The 22,260-nt window shown below is 34.6% G+C and carries 6 protein-coding genes; 2 read left to right on the forward strand and 4 right to left on the reverse strand.

The genetic code is table 11. From position 1 onward, the window contains the following. Window positions 1-312 precede the first annotated feature (312 nt). Window positions 313-4,452, reverse strand: a complete 4,140-nt coding sequence (locus tag H0I28_RS16745) for a glycine-rich protein (protein ID WP_218759847.1) — start codon at window positions 4,450-4,452, stop codon at window positions 313-315. 430 nt (window positions 4,453-4,882) lie between these two features. Then, window positions 4,883-17,371, reverse strand: a complete 12,489-nt coding sequence (locus H0I28_RS16750) for a PA14 domain-containing protein (protein ID WP_218759848.1) — start codon at window positions 17,369-17,371, stop codon at window positions 4,883-4,885. A gap of 301 nt (window positions 17,372-17,672) precedes the next feature. Here H0I28_RS16750 and H0I28_RS16755 point away from each other — a divergent pair, with 301 nt between their 5' ends. After that, a complete protein-coding gene (locus H0I28_RS16755) occupies window positions 17,673-18,089 on the forward strand; it encodes a CBS domain-containing protein (protein ID WP_025562381.1) in 417 nt (138 codons plus the stop codon). 226 nt (window positions 18,090-18,315) lie between these two features. Continuing rightward, a complete protein-coding gene (locus tag H0I28_RS16760) occupies window positions 18,316-19,446 on the forward strand; it encodes a PepSY domain-containing protein (protein ID WP_218759849.1) in 1,131 nt (376 codons plus the stop codon). A 48-nt stretch (window positions 19,447-19,494) separates the two neighbouring features. Here the strand turns inward: H0I28_RS16760 and H0I28_RS16765 are convergent, their stop codons facing one another. Together H0I28_RS16765 and rpe are read right to left on the reverse strand one after the other, a co-directional pair. Further along, complete coding sequence (locus tag H0I28_RS16765) at window positions 19,495-20,871, reverse strand: exonuclease domain-containing protein (RefSeq protein WP_218759850.1); 1,377 nt, start codon at window positions 20,869-20,871, stop codon at window positions 19,495-19,497. Then, on the reverse strand, window positions 20,872-21,528 hold the full coding sequence (gene rpe, locus H0I28_RS16770; protein WP_218732543.1) for a ribulose-phosphate 3-epimerase: 657 nt from the start codon (window positions 21,526-21,528) through the stop codon (window positions 20,872-20,874). It lies immediately after the preceding gene. Between the last annotated feature and the right edge of the window lie 732 nt (window positions 21,529-22,260).

Below are 22,260 nucleotides of genomic sequence, written 5' to 3' on the forward strand. Positions count from 1 at the left end.
CCAGAATAGCCCATTTTTATTTCTAAAGGAACTTCTAGTTTACCAGATATAGTTTGTATTCTAGTAATTACATATTTTCTATCATTATTAGAGAATTTTTAATACATATCTGTTACTCCAATTTTCTGCTAGGTAATTATTTGTATTTTAATTTTTTAATATTTAGGATGATAAAAACAGCATACAATATAGCTGTGATTCCAAGTAATAAAATTCCATTATCTATCTCTAGACCTGGTGGAGGAGGTGGTGGGTTTACTGGAGGTACTTGAGTTAGTAGCATCATTTTTTTTTAGTTTACATAGTTGTATTTTATATCATAATCTTTTTGTTAATAATACCTTTATCTGTATTCATTTTTACAATGTAAATACCCGTTGGTATTTGTTTTTTGATTTCTAATTGATACGTATCTTTTTGTTCTTTAATTTTCCAGGTATTTACTTTTTTACCAAGAATATCAAATAACTCTACTTTATTAATTTCTACTTCATTATTTTTAGAAATTACAATTTGATGGTTTTCATTGTCTGCATAAATATTTGTAAAGGCAGATAAAACATCATCATCATCTAAACCTAATACGTTACTCTCTGAAAAAGCAAGTACAAAACGATCTGTATAAATTCCTTTATCTAAAGTTAAAGTGATTTTCTCATCTGTAACATTATAAGAAGTTCCGGTAAGTTTATCTGTAATGTAAATATCTCTAGTTACATTTTCAGTTTCATCTACCATTATATTCACTTGTCCAGAATAATCAACAATTACTTCTAAAGGAACTTCTAGCTCGTTAGAGATTTCTTGAACACCAGCAATTACATATTTTTTATCATCATTAGGGAATTTCCAATACATATCTGTTTTACCAGTTTCATATACTTCCGAGTCATATCCTTTGTTAAAAGCAAAAGAATTTGTTTCTTGAAAAGTAACTGTAATTTGATGGTGGATATTTAGTTCATCAGTATTTTTATATTCAAACCCTAATTTTATTAATGGTAATAAATCTGTAGTAGTTGTATTTGTTTTTTTGTTTGCTTTAAAAAATACAGATTCTGGCCCTTCGGTAACATAGGCTCTTTGGCTATTGTTAAAGTTAACGATTCCGCCTGTAGTTTCGTCTCCTTCTATAAAGAAACCTTGCCCTATTGCTATATATGGTAGGGGAGAAGTATAAGAATAAGAAGCATCACCAGTGCCAGAAGTACCATTATCATTATTATCTGGAACATTACTGCTTGCAGCCGCTGTACCACCAAGGTTTATAGTTGCGTATCCTCCTACATATCCTCCAAATACATGTCCGTCAATTCCGTTTCCTTCTCCGTTAGCACTTTCTTTATGTTCCCATAAATAAAGTGTTCCGGTGGTTGTGGCTAAATTATCTTCTATAAATTTTCTGGCATTCATTGCAGAAGGGAAAGGGTTACCAACTAAGTAATCATCTCCTGCGCCTATAGGAAGTGCCGTGTCAAAACCACCATCATTTGGTGTACCTATAAAAGTGTAGTTTTGAGCTCTTCCTGGACCTTTAAAAATATAACCGTCAGCTCTATTAATAACACCATTTTTAAATTGTTGTACCCAATTAGCTCTACCGTTAGAAGCAGGAGCGTAGGTATATATCCAATAATCAGCTAATGAAATACCTGTTGAAGTAAAAGAACCATCAAAACCAGAAACAAACGTAATGTCTTTTGGGGTTGTAGGGTCTGTACCATCTTTTAATACATCTTCTACTGTATAAGTAGTACCAGATGAGTTTACCGGAGAGCTCATATAACCATATCTGTATAAACTTGGTATTTCTGAGTTTTGATCTACTAAAAGGCTTCCATTACCAGATATTTTAGTGCCTGTTGTATGCGTTTGTACTAATTGTGCTAAAGTACCTGCTAAACGAATATCTCCATCTAAAGTAATATCATTAGTAACTACTAATAGTTGATCTGTTACTGTTAATTCTTGATTAGCATTTACTTTTAGTTTTCTTGCACTTAATCTATTACCAGTATGTTCAAAATCTTGATCAATCACTACAGAACGAGATCTATCTGGATAACCATTAGTCCAAGTATTACTAGCAGAATTAGATGTGGTAATATCTATGTTATGTAAACCCAATAAAGTGTTTGCTGCTGTATTAGATGTTGTTATTTCTGATATTAAAGGATCTTGAGGATGTCTTTTAACTCCCGTAATTGCAGTGTTACCAACCGTTTGATAAGGTAAAATAGCATCATCAATAAATACTACCCATTCCGCAGCGTCGTAGTCTTTATTATAGATTAATGTTTCATCTATTCTTACATGCGATGTCTTATCTGCAAATGCTTCTATAATATCATATCTATTTTGGTAAGAAGAATCATCGTTAGCTGATGATAAGGTAACCATGTCATTAGCACCTGCAAAGTTGGTTATTACATCGTTAGTAATAACCCTTGTTGGGTCTGAGTTATCAAAATTAGTAATTGTATTATTTGTGCTTTTTAATAATATAGATTTACCAGCAGCTAATATATTTGGAAATGTATAAAAAGCATTTGGTGCAGTTGATTGAGTACCTGTTCTATCTACATATAGTTGAATTTGAATAAGGTTAGCAGCAATACTTTTGGTTTTGTTAATGTTTGTTACTTCTATCCATCTTTCATCATCAAATTGATATACTTGTGTTATCATGGCAATTCCATCATCAGAAATATCTCTGTAATCTACGTCTCCAAACGTTAATACATCTTCATCAATATCTGTAAAATTATCTGTTTGTGTGTTGTCAAAACTACCATTTACATCGGTATAACCTAAATCTGTATTACCCGTTTCTGCAAGGTCATTTAAACCATTAATACCAAAAGTACCTGTAGATACTCCGTTACCATCATTTGGTAAAACTGTACCAGATTCTATAACATCAAATATTCCATCACCATCAGCGTCTAAATCTAAATAATCTGGTAAAGTATCTGCGCCAATATTTGCTGTATCATCTGTATTTACAGGTGTTATTCCTAAAGAATTTTCACTACCACTTAAATTTGCGTCGTAAGTATCATCTAAACCATCCTTATCTATATCGTTTCCAGACGGTACTATATAATCTACGGTAGATTGTGCTTCTAAATTGTCCGGAATACCATCATTGTCAGAGTCTAAGTCAAAACTATTAATAATACCGTCTCCATCTTCATCACATTCTAGCGTTATAATTAAAACAATTAATCCATTACCACCATTTTGAGCGCTAGTACTACCTCCGGTACCAACTCCAGAAATATAATCACTATCTCCAGACATAGGAGGTAATTGTATGTTACCTCTAATTGTTTGATAGGCTGTGGCTAGTGAGGTGATGTAGCTAGAGCCACCACCACCACCACCTTCGTGATTATTAAGAAAAGAGCCACCACCACCACCATAGTAACCACCACCACCTGCAGCGCCATTTACTCTAGAATTACCACCTTGTAAAAAAGAACCAGCGTTACCATTTGTACTAGCGCCACCTGCAGTTTGGGTACCTCCAAGTCCATTTAATGTAGCTAAATTGTCTGTAGCGTCACCACCCGTTGCACCACCACCTTCACCTGCATGTGTGTTTGCATTTGAATACGCAGGCATGGAGCCACCACCACCGGCAATTGCTAGTAAATCGGCTTGAGTTACAGAACTTGGAGTATTTAAGGTAGTATAACTTATTGCAGACATACCACCACCTGCACCGAAATTTCTAAGAGCTCGGTTAAATATAGCAGAAGAACCAGCTCCTCCATTTCCATAAGTAGGTGAACCTGTAGAAGAATTTCCTCCTTCACCTACTGTTAGAATTAAAGTGTTATTTGTTATATCATTTTTAGATATTGTAAATTCTGTATACCCACCAGCAGCACCAACACCTCTTCCTGGTCGTTCATCTCCTCTACCACCAGCTCCCCATATTTTAGCGGTAACTGATGTTGCGTTAGATGGAACTGTATAAGTTTGATCTGTTCCAGTATAAGTATAGATTATCTTTTCTGTTGTAGGGCATTCATTAACATCTAAAATACCATCGTTATCATCATCAATATCTGTAACATCATCTACACCATCATTGTCTGTATCTACCATAGCGATATTAGTAATTCTATATTTTGATGTTTTTTCAGAATTGATACTTTTTGCTAAATAAGGTAAACCTGTTTCGTTTAATCTATTTGATACATAAGGTTGATCAATAAAAGGAACATTGTTCTTTTTATTATTAGAAATAATTTCTGTTAAATTTTGATCACTCCAAATTGAATTATTCGTGTTAGGAGTTGTAAATGCAATGTTAGTAGTATTGTCTTCAAAACTACTATTTAAAAACTGTGAGAAACTATTTATTGATATTAGAAAAAGAACCCATAAGACGTGTGTTTTGTTTAAACGAAACAATTTCTTTTTGGTTAGGAGGTTAATCATGAGGGGATATTTTTTATTACAAAAGTAGTAGATTATTTATGAAGAAAGGTGTTATTTAGTGTGGACTAATAATTTAAAGACTATTTAAGTTATAATAAATACGCATTAAATACCTATTTGGTTTTTATATTTCTTTATTATTTTTAGATGACTATTTTTTTGTGGTTTTTTTTGTTGATTAGTTAATTATTAACCTATTTTTTATAGAATTAATATTAATGTACTTTCATTATTTTTTTTATTTAATTAGGTCAAAATTGTTTGATATAGTGTTTGTATTATCTCTAGTTTATGTACTTTTTTATTTTTATAATATATTTTTACTAATATTTTTGTTGAAACTGTTATAAAAAAAATGAGTAACAGAAATTTAATTCTGTTACTCATTTTAATATTTAATTATTCTTTAATAAAAAAGGGGAGGAGCTTTTTACTCAATAACCACTTTTTTGTTAACAGTACCTTTGTTGGTATTCATTTTTACAATGTAAATACCCGTTGGTATTTGTTTTTTAATTTCTAATTGATACGTATCTTTTTGTTCTTTAATGTTCCAAAGACTTACTTTTTTACCTATAATGTCAAACAACTCTACCTTATTAATTTCTACTTCATTATTTTTAGAAATTACAATTTGGTGGTTTTCATTGTCTGCATAAATATTGGTATATGCATCTAATATTTCATCTTCTAGGTTTAAAGTACTACTTGGAGTAAAAGCAAGTACAAAACGATCTGTATAAATTCCTTTATCTAAAGTTATAGTGATTTTCTCATCTGTAACATTATAAGAAGTTCCGGTAAGTTTATCTGTAATATAAATATCTCTAGTTACATTTTCAGTTTCATCTACCATTATATTCACTTGTCCAGAATAATCAATAATTACTTCTAAAGGAACTTCTAACTCGTTAGAGATTTCTTGAACACCAGCAATCACATAATTTTTATCATCATTAGGGAATTTCCAATACATGTCTGTTTTACCAGTTTCATATGCTTCCGAGTCGTATCCTTTATTAAAAGCAAAAGAATTTGTTGCTTGGAAAGAGATTCCTATTTGATGGTGTAAGAATAAATTATCTTCATTGTTATATTCAAAACCTAATTTAATAAAAGGTAATGCATCAGAAGTAGTTTTAGATTTACTAGCTTGTTCACTTGTTTTAAAGAAAACAGATTCAGTACCTTCTGTAACATAAGCTCTTTGGCTGTTATTAAATTCTATTGTTCCACCAACATCTCCTTCAATAAAGAATCCTTGTCCGATTGCAATGTATGGAAGAGGTTCTGTATAATCAGTTTCACTTTCTGTGCCAGAAGTTCCATTGTTATCATTACTAGTATTTGCAGGTACATCTGCCGCAACACCACCACTTAGGTTTAATGTTGCATACCCTCCAATATAACCACCAAATATATGTCCGTCAATACCTTGTCCTTCACCAATAGCACTTTCTTTATGTTCCCAGAAGTAAAGTGTTCCTGTTGTATGATCTAAGTTGTCTTGTATAAACTTCTTAGCATTCATAGCAGAAGGGAAAGGGTTACCTATTAAGTAATCTTCTCCTGCACCTAAAGTGTTATGGGTATTGAATTCACCATCATTAGGAGTACCAACAAATGTATAGTTTTGTCCTAGTAATTTTCCAGGTCCTTTAAAAATAAATCCATCTCCACTATTTATTTCACCATCTTCATATTGGTGTGCCCAATTAGCTCTACCATTAGATTCTGGTGAATAGGTGTATATCCAGTAAGGTGCAAGTGAAATGGCAAGTGTATTTGTTTCATCAAAAGATCCATCATATCCAGAAACAAATTTGATATCCTTTGGATTGCTAGGGTCTGTACCATCTTTTAATACATCTTCTATTGTGTAGATGTTGGTTCCTGAATTTACAGGAGAACTCATATAACCATATCTGTATAAACTTGGTATTGTAGAATTTTGATCTACTAAAAGATTCCCCATTACACCTGTACTTGTAATTGTACTAGTACCAGTATGCGTTTGTACTAATTGTGCTAACGTACCTGCTAAACGAATATCTCCATCTAAAGTAATACCATTAGTAACAACTAATAGTTGATCTGTTACTGTTAATGTATTACCTGATTCAACTTTTAGTTTTCTTGCACTTAATCTATTACCAGTATGTTCAAAATCTTGATCAATTACTACAGAACGAGATCTATCTGGAAAACCATTAGTATATACATTATTACTAGAAGTAGAAGTAGTAATGTTAATTCTATGTAAACCTAATAACGTATTCGCTTCTGTATCTGAATTTAATATTTCAGAAATTAATGGATCTTGTGGGTGTCTTTTAGTTCCTAAAACTACAGTTTCACCAATTGGTTGATAAGGAGTTATTGCATCATCAATAAACACCACCCAATCAGAACTTAAATAATCTTTTAATGGTCCAAATGTACCATCTCCTCTGTCGTCTATTCTTACAAGAGAAGTTTTGTTACCAATATTAGAAACCATGTCATATCTATTTGCCCATGAATATGTTCCTTCTGCTGTTGAAAGCGTAATTATATCATTAACATTATCATCTAAATCTGTTAAATCTGGATTGGTAATTATATCAGTGGTTCCTAAATTGGTAATATCAGTAGTTCCATTGTTTTTGAATAATACCGATTTACCAGCAAGTAATTCTACACTCACGGATACTGATGGTGTTGTTGGAGCCGTATTAGGAGCCGTAACCATATCATCAATCGTTTTATCTTTGTACAATTGTACTTTAATGGTATTTGCAGGAATGGTTGTTGTACCAATATTGGTAATCTCAATCCATCTTTCTGCATCTACTTGATATACTTGTGTAATCATTGCGTTTGCTGGGTCTGGAATATCTCTATAGTCAAGATCTCCTGTACCAGGATTAAAATCTGCATCTGTATCACCAAAAGCATTTTCTAAAGAAGTTTCATCAACCACTTTATCGTTAGCACCTAGACCGTCATTTACAGTAACACCTGTTATTGATGAATCATCATTATCATCAAAAGCATCATCTAAACCATCATTGTCTGTATCAGTTCCTAAAGCTACATTTGCTGTATGACCATTTTCTTCAATATCTAAAACACCGTCGTTGTCTGAATCTGTATCTAAATAATCTGCTTCATCTGTACTGTCTGTGTTTACTGGAATTATTGTTATAACTCCTGTTGTTAGATTTTCATAAACATCATCTACACCATTGTTGTTTGTATCTGCAATTATAGTTCCTGTAGGAGCAATATATCCACTAGTGGATTGCCCTTCTACATTGTCTGGAATACCGTCGTTATCAGCGTCAATATCTAAGAAATTAGGTTTACCGTCTGTATCTGCATCTCCTTTTGTGTAGTTGTCAGCTATTCCATCATTATTGGTACCTGTACCTGTTGTAATTAGCGTATTACTTGAATTATCAGTTCCGTTAACATTACCATCTACAGCGTCATCAAAACCATCATTGTCAGCATCAGCCGTAACATCTATTTTACCATCTTTAGCGGTGTCTGTACCTCCGGCTTCAATAACATCTACAATACCATCGTTGTCTGAGTCTAAGTCTAAATGATTCGGAATTCCGTCTCCATCGGTATCTATTGTATTAGTAGAACCGTTAATCATATTGCCAGAACCATCTGTTTTTACAAGTGATTTACCGTCAGTTCCTGGAGTTCCAGGACCATCCGAAGCATTTTCATCATAAATATCTGCTAAACCATCGTTGTCTGCATCTGTATTTGCATCTACACGTCCGTCTCCATTTGTATCTACACCACCAGCTTCAATTAAATCTGGAATCCCATCGTTATCGGCATCTAAATCTAAATGATTTGGCAATCCATCTCCGTCAGTATCTGCATTTACACCTTCACCATTAATGAAAGTAATAGCTGCATCATCTGCTTTACCATCAGCATCTGTATCTGTTCCACCAGTTTGTAATAAAGCATCGTTTGTGTCTTCTACACCAGGAGTTCCATCATCATCTGTATCATAAATATCTGCTAGACCATCCTTGTCTGCGTCAGTTGTAATATCAACCAATCCATCACCGTTTGTATCTACACCACCAGCTTCTACAAGATCAGGAATCCCATCGTTATCGGCATCTAAATCTAAATGATTTGGCAATCCATCTCCATCAGTATCTGCATTTACATCTTCACCATTAATGAAAGTAATAGCTGCATCATCTGCTTTACCATCAGCATCTGTATCGGTTCCACCAGTTTGTAATAAAGCATCGTTTGTGTCTTCTACACCAGGAGTTCCGTCATCATCTGTATCATAAATATCTGCTAGACCATCATTGTCTGCATCAGTTGTAATATCAACCAATCCATCACCATTTGTGTCAATACCACCAGCTTCTACAAGATCAGGAATCCCATCGTTATCGGCATCTAAATCTAAATGATTTGGCAATCCATCTCCATCAGTATCTGCATTTACACCTTCACCATTAATGAAAGTAATAGCTGCATCATCTGCTTTACCATCAGCATCTGTATCGGTTCCACCAGTTTGTAATAAAGCATCGTTTGTGTCTTCTACACCAGGAGTTCCGTCATCATCTGTATCATAAATATCTGCTAGACCATCATTGTCTGCATCAGTTGTAATATCAACCAATCCATCACCATTTTTGTCAATACCACCAGCTTCTACAAGGTCAGGAATCCCATCGTTATCGGCATCTAAATCTAAATGATTTGGCAATCCATCTCCATCAGTATCTGCATTTACACCTTCACCATTAATGAAAGTAATAGCTGCATCATCTGCTTTACCATCAGCATCTGTATCTGTTCCATCAGTTTGTAATAAAGCATCGTTTGTGTCTTCTACACCAGGAGTTCCGTCATCATCTGTATCATAAATATCAGCAAATCCATCCTTGTCTGCATCAGTTGTAGTATCAACCAATCCATCACCGTTTGTATCTACACCACCAGCTTCTACAAGATCAGGAATCCCATCGTTATCGGCATCTAAATCTAAATGATTTGGCAATCCATCTCCGTCAGTATCTGCATTTACACCTTCACCATTAATGAAAGTAATAGCTGCATCATCTGCTTTACCATCAGCATCTGTATCTGTTCCATCAGTTTGTAATAAAGCATCGTTTGTGTCTTCTACACCAGGAGTTCCGTCATCATCTGTATCATAAATATCAGCTAGACCATCATTGTCTGCATCAGTTGTAATATCAACCAATCCATCACCATTTGTGTCAATACCACCAGCTTCTACAAGATCAGGAATCCCATCGTTATCGGCATCTAAATCTAAATGATTTGGCAATCCATCTCCATCAGTATCTGCATTTACACCTTCACCATTAATGAAAGTAATAGCTGCATCATCTGCTTTACCATCAGCATCTGTATCGGTTCCACCAGTTTGTAATAAAGCATCGTTTGTGTCTTCTACACCAGGAGTTCCGTCATCATCTGTATCATAAATATCTGCTAGACCATCCTTGTCTGCGTCAGTTGTAATATCAACCAATCCATCACCATTTGTGTCAATACCACCAGCTTCTACAAGATCAGGAATCCCATCGTTATCTGCATCTAAATCTAAATGATTTGGCAATCCATCTCCGTCAGTATCTGCATTTACACCTTCACCATTAATGAAAGTAATAGCTGCATCATCTGCTTTACCATCAGCATCTGTATCTGTTCCACCAGTTTGTAATAAAGCATCGTTTGTGTCTTCTACACCAGGAGTTCCATCATCATCTGTATCATAAATATCAGCTAGACCATCATTGTCTGCATCAGTTGTAATATCAACCAATCCATCACCATTTGTGTCAATACCACCAGCTTCTACAAGATCAGGAATCCCATCGTTATCGGCATCTAAATCTAAATGATTTGGCAATCCATCTCCATCAGTATCTGCATTTACACCTTCACCATTAATGAAAGTAATAGCTGCATCATCTGCTTTACCATCAGCATCTGTATCGGTTCCACCAGTTTGTAATAAAGCATCGTTTGTGTCTTCTACACCAGGAGTTCCGTCATCATCTGTATCATAAATATCTGCTAGACCATCATTGTCTGCATCAGTTGTAATATCAACCAATCCATCACCATTTTTGTCAATACCACCAGCTTCTACAAGGTCAGGAATCCCATCGTTATCGGCATCTAAATCTAAATGATTTGGCAATCCATCTCCATCAGTATCTGCATTTACACCTTCACCATTAATGAAAGTAATAGCTGCATCATCTGCTTTACCATCAGCATCTGTATCTGTTCCATCAGTTTGTAATAAAGCATCGTTTGTGTCTTCTACACCAGGAGTTCCGTCATCATCTGTATCATAAATATCAGCAAATCCATCCTTGTCTGCATCAGTTGTAGTATCAACCAATCCATCACCGTTTGTATCTACACCACCAGCTTCTACAAGATCAGGAATCCCATCGTTATCTGCATCTAAATCTAAATGATTTGGCAATCCATCTCCGTCAGTATCTGCATTTACACCTTCACCATTAATGAAAGTAATAGCTGCATCATCTGCTTTACCATCAGCATCTGTATCTGTTCCACCAGTTTGTAATAAAGCATCGTTTGTGTCTTCTACACCAGGAGTTCCGTCATCATCTGTATCATAAATATCAGCTAGACCATCATTGTCTGCATCAGTTGTAATATCAACCAATCCATCACCATTTGTGTCAATACCACCAGCTTCTACAAGATCAGGAATCCCATCGTTATCGGCATCTAAATCTAAATGATTTGGCAATCCATCTCCATCAGTATCTGCATTTACACCTTCACCATTAATGAAAGTAATAGCTGCATCATCTGCTTTACCATCAGCATCTGTATCGGTTCCACCAGTTTGTAATAAAGCATCGTTTGTGTCTTCTACACCAGGAGTTCCATCATCATCTGTATCATAAATATCTGCTAGACCATCCTTGTCTGCGTCAGTTGTAATATCAACCAATCCATCACCGTTTGTATCTACACCACCAGCTTCTACAAGGTCAGGAATCCCATCGTTATCGGCATCTAAATCTAAATGATTTGGCAATCCATCTCCATCAGTATCTGCATTTACATCTTCACCATTAATGAAAGTAATAGCTGCATCATCTGCTTTACCATCAGCATCTGTATCGGTTCCACCAGTTTGTAATAAAGCATCGTTTGTGTCTTCTACACCAGGAGTTCCGTCATCATCTGTATCATAAATATCAGCAAATCCATCCTTGTCTGCATCAGTTGTAGTATCAACCAATCCATCACCATTTGTGTCAATACCACCAGCTTCTACAAGATCAGGAATCCCATCGTTATCTGCATCTAAATCTAAATGATTTGGCAATCTATCTCCGTCAGTATCTGCATTTACACCTTCACCATTAATGAAAGTAATAGCTGCATCATCTGCTTTACCATCAGCATCTGTATCTGTTCCACCAGTTTGTAATAAAGCATCGTTTGTGTCTTCTACACCAGGAGTTCCATCATCATCTGTATCATAAATATCTGCTAGACCATCCTTGTCTGCGTCAGTTGTAATATCAACCAATCCATCACCGTTTGTATCTACACCACCAGCTTCTACAAGGTCAGGAATCCCATCGTTATCGGCATCTAAATCTAAATGATTTGGCAATCCATCTCCATCAGTATCTGCATTTACATCTTCACCATTAATGAAAGTAATAGCTGCATCATCTGCTTTACCATCAGCATCTGTATCGGTTCCACCAGTTTGTAATAAAGCATCGTTTGTGTCTTCTACACCAGGAGTTCCGTCATCATCTGTATCATAAATATCTGCTAGACCATCATTGTCTGCATCAGTTGTAATATCAACCAATCCATCACCATTTGTGTCAATACCACCAGCTTCTACAAGATCAGGAATCCCATCGTTATCGGCATCTAAATCTAAATGATTTGGCAATCCATCTCCATCAGTATCTGCATTTACACCTTCACCATTAATGAAAGTAATAGCTGCATCATCTGCTTTACCATCAGCATCTGTATCTGTTCCATCAGTTTGTAATAAAGCATCGTTTGTGTCTTCTACACCAGGAGTTCCGTCATCATCTGTATCATAAATATCAGCAAATCCATCCTTGTCTGCATCAGTTGTAGTATCAACCAATCCATCACCGTTTGTATCTACACCACCAGCTTCTACAAGATCAGGAATCCCATCGTTATCTGCATCTAAATCTAAATGATTTGGCAATCCATCTCCGTCAGTATCTGCATTTACACCTTCACCATTAATGAAAGTAATAGCTGCATCATCTGCTTTACCATCAGCATCTGTATCTGTTCCACCAGTTTGTAATAAAGCATCGTTTGTGTCTTCTACACCAGGAGTTCCGTCATCATCTGTATCATAAATATCAGCAAATCCATCCTTGTCTGCATCAGTTGTAGTATCAACCAATCCATCACCATTTGTGTCAATACCACCAGCTTCTACAAGATCAGGAATCCCATCGTTATCTGCGTCTAAATCTAAATGATTTGGCAATCCATCTCCGTCAGTATCTGCATTTACACCTTCACCATTAATGAAAGTAATCGCTGCATCATCTGCTTTACCATCACCATCTGTATCAGTTCCACCAGTTTGTAATAAAGCATCGTTTGTGTCTTCTACACCAGGAGTTCCGTCATCATCTGTATCATAAATATCTGCTAGACCATCCTTGTCAGCATCAGTTGTAATATCAACCAATCCATCACCATTTGTGTCAATACCACCAGCTTCTACAAGATCAGGAATCCCATCGTTATCGGCATCTAAATCTAAATGATTTGGCAATCCATCTCCATCAGTATCAATAGAGTTTCCTTCACCATCTAACATATTACCAGAGGTATCAGTTTCTACCAGTGCATTACCACTAGTACCATCAGGTCCTGGTCCGTCTGTTGCGTTTTCATCATAAATATCAGCTAAACCATCGTTGTCTGCATCAGTAGTTGTGTCTACACGTCCGTCTCCATCTGTGTCTACACCACCTGCTTCTACAAGGTCTGGAATACCATCATTGTCTGCATCTAAGTCTAAATGATCTAAAATACCATCTCCGTCTGTATCTCCACTCGGGTAGGTATCTGGTTTACCATTGTTATCTGCATCTGAGCCTGTTACTATTAATGCGTTGGCAGTATTTGAACCTGCCGTATCTGTACTTACTGCTAAAGCATTTGTTGGGTCTCCATCTACAAGATCATTAAAACCATCTTTATCTACATCTACAAATCCATCTGCTCTACCATCACCATTGTTGTCAATACCACCTGCTTCTACAACATCTGGAATACCATCGTTGTCTGCATCTAAATCTTTACTATCTATCAGTCCATCTCCGTCTGTATCTCCGTTAACATATGAGTTTGGTTTTCCGTCATTATCTGTATCTGTACCGGTAATGATTAATGCATTTGCAGAGTTATCTGAAGTACCATCATTATTTGTATCTCCATCTACTAGATCGTTAAAACCATCTTTGTCATTGTCATTAAAACCATCTGCTTTACCATCTCCATTTACATCTGTACCGCCAGCTTCTACCACATCTGGAATACCATCATTGTCTGCATCTAAATCTTGTGTGTCTGGAATGCCATCACCATCTGAATCTGGGTTTTCAATAGGTGTACCGTTGGTCCAACCTGTAGTTCCTCCGGCAGTATCAGTATCGTCATAAGTGTCTGCTAAACCGTCACCATCTTTATCGTTTGTTAATGTTCCGTCTGTGTTAATATTATCAACTTTACCGTTACCGTCTGTATCTGTACCACCTGCTTCTACAATATCTGGAATTCCGTCGTTGTCTGAGTCTAAATCAAATTGATTAGGAGTACCATCATTATCTGTGTCACAATTAGACGTTAAAATGCTAAAAGGAATAGCTGTGCTAGTTGGTGAGGATATGCTTGAGTAGTGAACACTTAAAGAGTTCCCTCCTGTGTTTTCAAAGAAGAGTACTTCAATGGCATGTGGGCCTGCACTAAGTGTAATAGGGGTTCCTGCTACAAAACCTCCTGCACCATGTAGGCCATCATAAACTGCTGCTTCATTTCCGTTAATCTTTATTTTAGATCCATCATCTGAGTTTAAATAAAAAGTATAGGTGTCCGTTACAGGTATGTTAATAAAACCAGTATATCTAATGCTGTAGGTATCACCGTCACTCGTAATAATACTTTGTAATGCACTTACATTAAAATCTGAAACAGTACCTACTCCTGCAGCTCCTGTTGTAGGTATGTTGTTTACGCTATCACCAGAAGGTGAAGAGTCATAAAATTCGTAATTTAAACTACCGGTGCAGCCTATATTTTCTTCAGTATCTGGTATACCATCATTATCATCATCTAAGTCTACATCGTCTGGTACACCATCATTATCATTATCATAACAAGCGTTTACACTTGCATCTAAGTAATACGCATTTGGCGTAGTATAAGATGCATCTGTTACTTTACCATCACCATCTACGGTTGGTACTCCTGCACCATAGGTTCCGTTGTTATCTGAGTCTGCATCTGCTACAGTACCAAAATATGCTTCATCAGCATCACTACAACCATCACCATCGCTGTCTGTATCTAAATAGTTAGGGATACCATCACCATCTGTGTCTGCAGCTAGGCAGTATTTTAATTCAAATAACTGCATTGTTACAGTAGAAGCAGTATTAGTTGAATTATTTTTACCAGCAACGAAAACAATTTCTGTTACTGGACCCGTTAGAGAAACAATAACACTGTTGTTTGGTGCATTAGAGCCGCCATTAGTACTAATAACAGATTGACCTATAATTGTATAACTATTATTTGGTAATGTGTTGTTAGTAATTGTTAAAGGCACATTTGTTCCATTTAAATTTGCTGTAAAGTCTACTCTGTCATCATTATCTAATCCTCCCCATTTAAACTCTAAGTTGTGAACAGGTTTTGTAAATGTTAATTTATAAACAGCTACATCTATGTTTGCTGCATCTGCTGGATAGTAAGAACCTAAAGGAAATTTAGTGTTATTTGGCTGTACGTTAATGTAGTTTCCGTCTATACCGCTTGTTGGACCTGCACTAGCAACTCCCTCTACCCAAGTTGCGGAGTTTGTTGTTTCAAAACTAAAGGTAGTTTCTACTCCTTCAAATGTGTAAAGGTTAGATGTAGTACCGGAAGAATTCCCTCCATTTGTACCTGTAGTTGTATTTGTAAATGTTGCGCCTAAATCTATATAATCTGTAGATGGACAGTTAAGATTTATTTCTACAGTATCTAAAATACCATCATTATCATCATCTAAGTCTGCTCCGTCTGGTACACCGTCATTATCATTATCATTACAAGTATTTACACTTGCATCTAAGTAATATGCGTTTGGTGTTGTGTAACCTGCTGCAATTACTCTACCGTTATTACTTACTTCTGTAGGGTTTGTTGGTGTTCCTGTACCGTAATATCCGTTATCATCTGCATCTGCATCTGGATTTGTAAGACCTGTATAATATGCTTCATCAGCATCACTACAACCATCGTTGTCTGAGTCTGAATCTAAATGGTTAGGTATACTGTCTCCATCTGTATCTATATTTTCGTATAATATGATTGCATTATTATTCCAATTATCCGTAATACATGGGGCAAAGCCTATTGAATGGTAAGATAGATTGCTAGAGGAATCTCCAAATCTAAAACTTACAGATGAAATAAGAGAGTATACTGCTGTTACTTGAGCTTCTGTACCAGAAGTGCCAATTCCGTCTATTACACTACCATCACTAATATAACCTTGGCTAAAGCCACCTGCGTTAGCAGGTAGGTTATTATATAGTTCTAATTGGTTTGGGGTATCTACAAATAGGTCTCCAGTTGTGCCATCTATATATGTTACAAACTCATTTACATCATTATCTATCGTGGTTAGAACATAGGAGGCAGGTGGAGCTGTATTGTTACTATCAGCAACAACAAAGTCAATTCTAAATTCTGTAAAACTAGTTGAGTTAGCATGTTGAATACGTGGTTGAAAATTAGTATCTATTCCTAGTGCGTCTACACCAATGCCTGGTACATCTAATACATTAATACTTGTATCTGTAGAAGAAACGATGGTAACAATAGCATCTACACCTGTATAAACATCATTATATATAAATTGGTCTCCAACTCCTGGTATAGCTGTATTTGAACCATTGTAGCTAAAAGGACCATTTGCAGAAGCAAATGAAGGAGTAGGTAGCGTGTTGCAGTTTATTGTGTTGCGTTCATCTATGTCTAAAATTCCATCATTATCATCATCTTCGTCACATTGGTCTGAGATACCATCTCCGTCGGTATCTAAATTACCAGATTCGGCAGCATTACATGGGTCTACAGGTGTTGTTACGTCAAAACTGATAGTCAAACTACTAGTGCCTTTTAAATCATATCTACCAATAAAAAGGCCATCATCATATATTTTAAGGTAAGAAGCTTCAGTTCCTGAATTAGCCCAACCAGTTGGAAGTCTACTTTCTAGGACTATAGTATAAGTGCCATCTGCCAGACCTGTATAATCTACACTTGTTGCATAGCTAGAAGCAGCCGTTGGAGTAGCAGAATAACAATTTGGAGTATCACAAATCAGTTCGACTCCATTTGAATTAGTAATACGATTAGCATCAGAAAAAGCGGGCCAATTTACTTCAAGTGTAACTGTAGATTGCGCAACCATATTCTGAAAACAAAATAGAAACAGTAGTGGTAGTATAAGATACGAAACCTTATTAAAATTTAAAGCAGTTGCTTTTTTTGTAGGGGGAACTAAATTGAAACGAGCTATTTCCCCAAGCAGGCTCGATCTTTTTAGATTTTTAATCATGTTAAGTAGTTTTATAAGTTACAAAAATACAATTTTAATATATATTTAACAATATTTATTAAGTATCTGGTAATCAGTAAAGTCAATTTATTGTATAAGAAGTGTTAAATTTTCTGGAATTAAGTAGTACAAGATTAGGTGCCCCTTTGTCGTTTTTTTTTAACTTCTTTTAATATATAATGATTTCTTAACTTTAGGTGAAATCTTTAAAGTTTTCTTATTTTTTTTCAAAACTGATAAAAATCATCTTTTAAACTTGGTTTTATTCAGAAATTTGTGGGTATAATTAAAAGATTAAATTATGAGAAGAGATGAGCCTATATCTACAATAATGGCAACAAATTTAGTTACCTTATGTGTTACTGATGATTTAGTTACTGCAGAAAAGTTATTTATAGAACACAAAATAAAACATATTCCGGTAGTTCGTGATAAAGAAATTATAGGGATGTTAAGTTATTATGATATTCAAACAGTAAGTTCTGCTGTTTTAAATGAAGACCAAACATCTGTAGATAGTTATATAAATAACAATTTTTCTATAGCACAAGTTATGGACAAAAGTATTACTGCAATTCCGCCATATACATCTATAAAGGATGCAGCAGAATTGTTAACAACAAAAGGATTTCATGCTTTACCAGTAGTTGAAGATTCTGAACTAGTAGGTATTGTAACTACTCGAGATTTAGTAAAATATTTGGTAGCAAAATTATAGTGGTTTTTTATATTGGTTAGTTAGTAAGAAAGAGGCTTTTATAAGGCCTCTTTTTTTGTTATAAAACTAATAAGTGTGTGTTGTTTTTAAGGTTTTTTATAAAAAAAAAAGAGGTAATATTGTTAATTATTCATATTTAATCTAAATAAATTTTGAAGATGTTAGTTTGAGTTTTATATTTGCGTTTTTCTTAAAAAGAACTCATTTTGCTCCATAATTTTTACTGATGAAAAAAACAACTTCTTATTCTTTTAGAAAGCTAATAAACGATATTCATTTATGGTTGGGTTTGGCTAGTGGAATTATTTTATTTTTAGTGTGTTTAAGCGGAACAATTTTAACCTTTGAGCATGAGATAAAAGATTTTTTTGCTGATGATTTTATCGTTGAAAAAACAGAAAATAAAGAATTGGTAAGTACTTTGGTAACAAACTTAAAAGTTGCTGAAATGGGGTTTGTATCAGGAGTAACTATTGCAGCAGATGAAGAAGAACCGTATGTTTTTAACGTAAAAAAAGACTTAAAAGAGCGTCGTGGTTCTAAAGTGTTAGTCAATCCTTTTTCTAGTGAAATAAAAACGGTACAAAAAACAAGTGCAGATGTTTTTTTAATGTCGATGTTTAAATTACACAGATGGTTATTATTAGATATAAAAATAGGAAGGCCAATTGTGGGAATTGCTACTATTATCTTTTTAATAATCTCTATTTCTGGTATTTATTTATGGTTTCCTAAAAAGCTAAAATGGCGAAATATAAAACAAGGTTTTAAGATTAAAACTAAAGCAAATTGGAAACGCATCAATCACGATTTACATAATACATTGGGGTTTTACGCATGTATATTTCTTGTAATTATGGGAATTACAGGTTTGTGTTGGTCTTTTGAAGGTTATAAAGACCGTTTAGGAGATTTAATAGGAGCTAAAATTTTTAACCGTTCTAGCCCAAAATTTGATTTGGAAAAGAACCCCGGAAATAAAGTGATTTCAGTGGATGAAGCAATTTTAATAGCTAATAGAACTCTTGCTTATAAAGGAGAGTTATCTGTAACTTTTCCTAGTAAAAAGAGTAACTACTATAGCTTTAGAAAAACCAATAAAGCTAATTTTTCTCCAGTAATATCAGATAGATTGTATGTTGCGTCTTCAGGAGAAGTTTTAGCGGTAGATTATTTTAAAGACAAACCTTTAAATGTACAATTTGCATCCTTAATAAAACCAATTCATACCGGAGATATTTATGGATTGTTTTCTAAAATAATTTATTTTTTAGTGTGTTTAATTGCTACAAGTTTACCCGTTACGGGAACTATTATTTGGATCAATAAATTAAAGAAAACTAAAAAGGTTAAGTAATAACTTGTCTTTTAAAATTGAAAGGAATACTGTTAATATGAATGGAACCTATAAAGTTGTTTCATTATTATCAGTATTTTGTTTTTTTAAATAAGCAGCAATAATACGCTGAATATCTCTATTATCTTTTTTAGGTTCTACAAAAAACTGGTAGTCTTCTGGGTTTTCTAATTGTTCAGCCTGATGGATATCTACATAACCAAAACCTTTGTAAATTCCGTCTAAAATTAAAGCAAAACCTACTTCGTTTTCCGTTCTACCTGTTTCTTTTATGACTAAGTTTTCTGCGCCAATACCTACCGATTTAATTGCTTCCTTTACACGTTTGTTATAATCTTCTACCGATTCTTTGTCACAGCAAACACCTTTACATTCTTTTAGTTGATAATGAAAACAACTGGCAACATTGGTTTGTAAGTGACAATATTTAGGGCACAATTCAAATTCTTTGCAAAGTGTTTCTAAATGATTTCTACATTCTGCAACAGTATAATATTTCATTATAGGGTTTGGAGCCAATTTTAACCGATTATAGGCTAAATGGATGATTCCTTTTTGGTCTTCATAAGAAAATAAACCAATAGCCTCACCAGCTCTTCTTTGTGCTCTGTTAAATTTTGGGTATCGGTGTTTTATTTCTGCAGATTCATGCAACAGTGCTAGTAATTCACTTCCTGTTTTTGTAAAAGAAATGTCGGCAGTTTCCATACACATGGTTTGCTCTTTTTTCTTTTTATCATAAAAATGACTGATCACACGTTGCTTTATATTATTTGCTTTACCAACATAAATAATTTCTTTCTCTATATTTTTAAAGTAATAAACGCCAAAAGTTTCGGGTAAATTATCGACAACTTTTTTGTCTAAAAGCGGAGGTAAGGTTGCTTGTCTAGATTTTGGATTTAAAAAAGAATTGATAGTAAAATTATCGTCTCTTTCTATCAATCTTCTAAACAATTCGGTAGTAGCTTCCGCATCTCCTTTTGCGCGGTGTCTGCCAATTATAGGAATGTTTTCATGAGTACAAATATTCCCTAAACTGTAAGAACTTAAACCAGGCATTATTTTTCTAGTTAACCGAACGGTACAGAGTTTTTTTCGTTTAAAATCGAAGCCTAAATTTTTAAATTCTTCCTGAATAATATTATAATCGAAGTTGACATTATGAGCCACAAAAATAGTATCTTCTGTAATTTCAGCTACCTTTTTTGCAATTTCGAAAAACTTAGGTGCATTTCTAACCATAGCATTTGTAATACCAGTTAGATTGGTAATAAATGCAGGGATATTTTGCTCTGGGTTTACCAAAGAAGTAAACTCGTCTATGACTTTTTTACCGTCAAAAACAAAAATGGATATTTCGGTTATTTTAGAACCTTTGTATCCATTTCCTGTTGTTTCTATGTCAACGACTGTGTATAACAATTATTCGATTGTCTTTTTTAAGTCGGCAATAGTTTGTGTTGGGTTTTCAGAACCAAAAACAAAACTACCAGCTACTAAAACATTTGCTCCAGCTTCTATTAATGCATTTGCGTTATAAGAAGTAACGCCTCCGTCTATTTCTATTTGACATTCAGATTCTGTAAAATCGATTAAGTGTTTTAATTGACTTACTTTTTTATACGTGTTTTCTATAAATGATTGTCCGCCAAAACCAGGATTTACACTCATTATACAAACTACATCTAAATCTTCTATAATGTCTTCTAAAACGGCAATTGGTGTGTGCGGATTTAAAGCAACTCCGGCTTTCATTCCTGCAGCTTTTATAGCTTGTACTGTTCTGTGTAAATGTGTACAAGCTTCGTAATGTACAGTTAAAATGTCTGCGCCTAAATCTGCAAATGTTTGTATGTACTGATCTGGATTTACAATCATTAAATGTACATCTATTGTTTTGGTAGCGTGTTTTGCAATTGCTTTTAAAACTGGCATTCCAAAAGAAATGTTTGGTACAAAAACTCCGTCCATAATATCAATATGAAACCAATCTGCTTCACTATTGTTTACCATTTCTACGTCTCTTTGTAAGTTAGCAAAATCTGCTGCTAAAATTGAAGGTGCAATTAAATTACTCATTGTTTTGTTGTTGTGTTGTGATTTTATTTTGCAAAGGTACTTAATTGATTAGTTGATGAAAGAATAAGAAAGTAATTTTTTAATAGGTGATTTGTAGGTGTTAATCGGAGTAATAAAATATCCGCTAGCGAGAGCGTCTCGCTCGTGCCAAAACCACCGATCATATTATTTTATCTTTTACAACTAATTTAAACGGTACGAGCGAGACGCTCTCACCTGCATTGCAAATACTATGCTTTCTATGTGTCTATGTGGTTAATTTTTTAAGTTCGGTAGAAGTTCCCGAAAATGTAAAATGTCTAATTAAAGTGTTTATCCGCTAGGGCGAGAGTGCTGCTAGTGCACTGCCGCCAATTGTTACCTTTTATAACTGATTTAAGAGGTACGAGCGAGGCGCTCGCACTAGCATTGGGTAATCTTTGGATGCTTGCCATTTCATGCAATTTGAACTTCTACAAAAAAAAAAAGTAGGTTAGTAGTATGAAGTTAGATGTTTATTTATGATAATAGTTTTAAACAAGTTTAGCCCCGATTGAAGTGGCATCCTTTTTTCTGTCAGTTCGAGTGAATTTTGAAGTATGAAAAATTTGTATGGAGAACAGAAGAAAAAAGATATAACGGAAAGCGGGAAATAGCTTCAAAAAAAATATAGCTTTATGTGATTTCTCCTTCTTCGAAAAGACAAGGTTGTGTCTTGCAGTTAGGTGTGTAAAAAAAACTCTCGAAAATAAA

It is taken from the genome of Polaribacter sp. AHE13PA (assembly GCF_019278505.1).
Taxonomy (GTDB): domain Bacteria; phylum Bacteroidota; class Bacteroidia; order Flavobacteriales; family Flavobacteriaceae; genus Polaribacter.